We start from the raw sequence: 4,573 nt of genomic DNA, 5'->3' as shown, positions 1-4,573 counted from the left end.
ATGAAGACGGCTTACGCCACCATCAAAGGTATTGAGGTGATGCGTGCACTACGCAAAGGCCAGGCCTCAGCATTTTATTATGGTGATCCCCTGGGCGAAATGCGCCTGGTAAGCAGAGTTTTTGAAATGTAAGGCCTTTGAATAAGACAAAAGGCTGCCTCATCGCTAACTTTGCAACAGTGCCTTTTTACATCAATAATGGCTTCATTTAATGTCAGCATACTTTTTGAAACACCACCTATTTTTCTATTCCTCTCATTTTTATCAATTCCATACAATCGCCTCCCTTTCTAGCGATTAAGTTAATAAACATATTAAATCATTAATTAGTTTTTGTAGTTTAGAGAGTTTATTTCTTAGGGTTTCTATTCCTCAATTATTCCGTATCCTTCTGGTGCAGGAATCCCATGTTCCGAAGAACGACTGACTGATTCCCACTCTTTCCATGTAAATATACGTTTTTCTGCATTTTCAACAGCTAAATCATATACAAGGCTTCCCAGAACTAATCGGAGAGGCGGATTCTCACTATTAACCAGTTTCATTATAGCTTCGGCGGCTAACTTAGGATCACTATCCACCGATTCGTTTGAATATTGTTGGGCCAACTTTTCACGTAATGAATCATACTCTTTTTTCTGTGTAGTAAAACTCATTTTTAAGTATAGATTCGTCCAGTAACCTCCAGGTTCTACGATAGATACTTTTATACCAAAATGTGCAGCTTCTTGTGCTAAAGCCTCGCTAAATCCTTCTAAAGCAAATTTACTAGCGCTATAGATTCCCGACATTGGACCACTAATCAGTCCACCAATACTAGATATCTGGATAATATGACCTGATTCTTGTGCCCGCAAGTACGGCATAACAGCTTGACTTACCCATACTGTACCGAAGAAATTAGTTTCCATTTGGCTTCTAACTTCATCTTCACTAAATTCTTCAATCATTCCCATTACCATATTCCCTGCATTGTTAATGACAATATCGAGTCTTCCAAAATGTTTAATGGCAGTTTCCACTGTAGTCGAAACAGCACTTCTATCAGTAACATCAAGACTTAAAGGAAGTAACATTCCTTCAAACTGGCATTTTAACTCATTCAGTTTTTCAATATTTCTAGCAACACCAACAACCTTCTCTCCTGACTCCAATGCTTTTTTTGTGAATTCGTATCCTAGTCCACTGCTTGCACCTGTAATAAACCACACACGTGTATTTTCATTGTTATTAAATGTCATAAATAATCTCCTCCATTAATCATGTAATATTGGTATCATTCAATACCAATTTAGGTAGTGTTTCAAAAAGTATGCTGAAGAAAAAGCCGATTGGATTTTGATAAAATAGAGAAATGCAAATAACTCTAGCAATCAAATGTCCAACCTGCCTCAGTGATAGTATAAAGAAAAATGGTATCAAAGTAGATGGGAAACAAAACTATCAGTGCAAAGACTGTAAACGTCAGTTTATTGGTGATCATGCACTGAGCTATCTAGGATGTAAGTCAGGTATTACTCGTAAAATATTACAGTTGATGGTCAGAGGCAGCGGTATACGAGATATTGCTGAAGTTGAGCGCATCAGTATCGGTAAAGTTTTACGTACTTTAACTGAATCAACCTATGAAATTCAGCCTCAGCAAAGTCATTATGAATCTCTCGAAGTAGATGAGTTCTGGAATTTTGTTGGAAATAAAAAGAATAAACAATGGCTTATTTTTGTTCAAAAGTCATATTTTACCTCGGAGAAACCGGACATTTTTATTGGTGAGAATATAGACACTTTAAATGGGTTCTAACACTCTCGTTTCGTATAACAGCCATTATGTTAAATAATTAAGGATAAAAGCTTTATTACTAAATAGAACAGTTGCTTAAAGCAGTATAGAGTTAAGTTTGCATTTTAATATCAAGTTGTCTTTCAGCACCGATAATCACCATACGAATCCCATTTTCAAAAATGTCATCCGCATTCATATTTTGTAAGGTATTCACTCCTTGGAGCATGAGTGGATATATAGTTGGATCGGCTTCGAATGGTGGGTCTGATCTTATTTCTTCTTGCTGCTCCTCAAGGACCCACCCAACAATAAACCTTCCTAATGTCATAAGTAATGCAACTGCTTCAACAGGAGAAAACCCAGCATGAGATAACAGCGCAACTTGGGCCTCAATCGTGTTGAAATGTCCTTGACTGGGGCTAGTTCTTGCATGTAGACGAGCACCATCACGGTAAGCTAGTAGTGCTCGACGAAAGCTTACAGAATTAGCGAGCAACCAATCTTGCCATGTCATCCCATCGATGGGTAAAGAAACTAAATGGTGTTCATTTATAATGGTTTCCGCCATTGCTTCCATTAACAAGGATTTATTCTTGAAATGCCAATATAGAGTTGGAGATTTAATACCCAATCGTTGAGCTAGCTTGCGTGTGGTTATTGAATCTATGCCTTCTTCATTCAACATATCCAATGCGGTACGCAGGACTATTTCACGTGTCAGACGTTGAGGTGCAATATCTTTTTTACTCATAAATCTATCACTGATAGGGAGTGTGTGAGAGAATATTAATTCTATCATTGCTAGAGAAGGCATTTGTGAAGAAATCATTGAGCGTGATTTTAATCACTATATTTCTGGATGCTGTTGGGATTGGTTTAATTATGCCGATCTTGCCTGAATTATTACGGTCATTGGCTGGAGCTGAAGCAGGCGGTGTTCACTATGGTGCTTTATTAGCTGTGTATGCTCTGATGCAGTTCATTTTTGCACCTATCCTTGGAGCGTTGAGTGACCGATTTGGACGTCGACCTGTATTAATTATTTCAATTGCTGGTGCAACGGCTGATTATCTCCTAATGGCTGCTGCTCCTTCTCTATTGTGGCTATATATTGGTCGTATTTTTGCGGGAATTACAGGTGCCAACATGGCTGTTGCAACAGCTTATGTTTCAGATATTACTCCAGCCCATGAGCGTGCAAAAAGGTTTGGTCTCCTTGGAGCTGTCTTTGGTATTGGGTTTATATCGGGTCCGGTAATAGGTGGAGTTTTGGGTGAATGGAACTTACATGCACCGTTCTTTGCTGCTGCTTTTATGAATGGGATTAATTTAATAATGACAGCAGTCTTATTAAAAGAATCAAAACACAGCAATAAAATGACTGAGAAGGTTCAGGAGCAATCAATATTAAAGAAATTATCCTATTTGATCACTCAACCTAATATGGCTCCATTGCTTGGTATCTTTTTAATTATCACATTGGTTTCACAAGTCCCCGCAACTTTATGGGTTATCTATGGGCAGGATCGTTATGGCTGGAGTATATTTATTGCAGGTGTTTCCCTTGCTAGTTATGGAATATGCCATTCTATTGCACAGGCTTTTGCTATCGCCCCTATGGTAAAGAGGTTTGGAGAGAAAAATACGTTGTTATGTGGAATAGCTTGCGATGCAATTGGTTTACTTCTTTTATCTATTGCTGTTGAAGAATGGGTGCCTTTTGCGTTGTTACCATTGTTTGCCCTTGGTGGAGTAGCCGTTCCTGCTTTGCAAGCAATGATGTCCAGAGGTATTAGTGATGAAAGACAAGGTGAATTACAAGGGCTATTAAGCAGTTTTAATAGTCTGGGGGCTATAATTGGTCCTGTATTAGTTACTAGCCTCTATTTTATGACTCAGGCATCAGCTCCTGGAATGGTATGGGCATTAGCTGCAATACTTTATGTAATCACCCTACCCTTATTGCTTAAGTATCGCCTGAATAAATATTCTGGAGTTCCATAAAATATTTAATTTATTGGTTTAAAAACTAATGGATTCTATAGTTTATCTAAAATTAACATAATACACCTTATACGAAATGATTGTAAAATTTTCTTTTAAAACAATGCTTTATGTTAATGTAAAAAGCCTAAGCAACCACTCTTAGGCTTTTTTTATGATTTGTCACGTTCCACGCTTACTATTTGAGCAATGTTTCATGGTTTTTATAAGTTAACCTAAATGTAGTTACCAATCACAATAAGCTATTCACTGACTTTTAAATATCGGTATACCGCCTGACGACTAATTCCAAAAGCTTTCCCTAATGCCATTTTCGATGGATACTCCCCCTCCGTCCATGCTTGTCGTAAAGCTTCAGCTTGGTCAGGCTTTAGTTTATGTACCCGACCTTTGTATTTCCCTTGAGCTGAGGCGAGTTTTATTCCTTCCTTTTGCCGCTCTAAAATGATCTCACGTTCGAACTGTGCAAAAGCACCCATCAATTGCAACATCAGATTATCCATTGGGGTGGATTGGGCCGTAAAAGTAATATTTTCTTTTACAAACTGGATAGCAATCCCTCTTTTAACGGCACTGTTGCAAATAGAGATTTGAGTCGATGATGTTCCCTTTAAAAAGTACTTAGAGACCGAAAACCCTGTTGATTAGACACACTTCACCCTGAGGCTGACCATAATAAAATGACGATGCTTGTCCTTTACGTAGTGCACGCATGACTTCAATACCTTTAATTGTGGCATAAGCCGTCTTCATAGATTTGAATCCTAATGTGGCCCTGATGATCCG

The 4,573-nt window shown here is 38.2% G+C and carries 4 protein-coding genes and 3 pseudogenes; 3 read left to right on the top strand and 4 right to left on the bottom strand.

Going from position 1 to position 4,573, the window contains the following annotated elements; all coding sequences use genetic code 11:
- Positions 1–132: pseudogene (locus FTV34_RS16420) on the top strand (IS6 family transposase); the annotation flags it as partial.
- 233 nt (positions 133–365) lie between these two features.
- Here the strand turns inward: FTV34_RS16420 and FTV34_RS16415 are convergent.
- The gene (locus FTV34_RS16415; protein WP_078081115.1) at positions 366–1,241 is read right to left on the bottom strand and encodes an SDR family oxidoreductase; all 876 of its coding nucleotides are present in this window, start codon (positions 1,239–1,241) and stop codon (positions 366–368) included.
- Positions 1,242–1,354: 113 nt separating this feature from the next.
- Between FTV34_RS16415 and FTV34_RS16410 the strand changes: the two are divergent.
- Positions 1,355–1,723, top strand: a pseudogene (locus FTV34_RS16410) (IS1-like element ISAba3 family transposase); the annotation flags it as partial.
- A 169-nt stretch (positions 1,724–1,892) separates the two neighbouring features.
- On the opposite strand, the gene FTV34_RS16405 reads toward FTV34_RS16410, so the two are convergent.
- A complete protein-coding gene (locus FTV34_RS16405) occupies positions 1,893–2,534 on the bottom strand; it encodes a TetR/AcrR family transcriptional regulator C-terminal domain-containing protein (RefSeq protein ID WP_004787586.1) in 642 nt (213 codons plus the stop codon).
- Positions 2,535–2,599: 65 nt separating this feature from the next.
- On the opposite strand from FTV34_RS16405, the gene tet(39) reads away from it, so the two are divergent.
- Entirely contained in the window at positions 2,600–3,787 is a 1,188-nt protein-coding gene (gene tet(39), locus FTV34_RS16400; RefSeq protein ID WP_180036199.1) for a tetracycline efflux MFS transporter Tet(39), read from the top strand.
- A 242-nt stretch (positions 3,788–4,029) separates the two neighbouring features.
- Here the strand turns inward: tet(39) and FTV34_RS16395 are convergent, their stop codons facing one another.
- Together FTV34_RS16395 and FTV34_RS16390 are read right to left on the bottom strand one after the other, a co-directional pair.
- Positions 4,030–4,377 (bottom strand): recombinase family protein, encoded by a 348-nt coding sequence (locus tag FTV34_RS16395; RefSeq protein WP_368856427.1) that lies wholly within the window; start codon positions 4,375–4,377, stop codon positions 4,030–4,032.
- A gap of 31 nt (positions 4,378–4,408) precedes the next feature.
- Positions 4,409–4,573 (bottom strand): annotated as a pseudogene (locus FTV34_RS16390) (IS6 family transposase); the annotation flags it as partial.

Origin of the sequence: Acinetobacter sp. YH16038 (assembly GCF_013417275.1) — a bacterium.
Lineage (GTDB): Bacteria > Pseudomonadota > Gammaproteobacteria > Pseudomonadales > Moraxellaceae > Acinetobacter.
The sequence above is the reverse complement of the archived record's forward strand: the minus strand, read 5'-3'. Positions and strand labels throughout refer to the sequence as shown.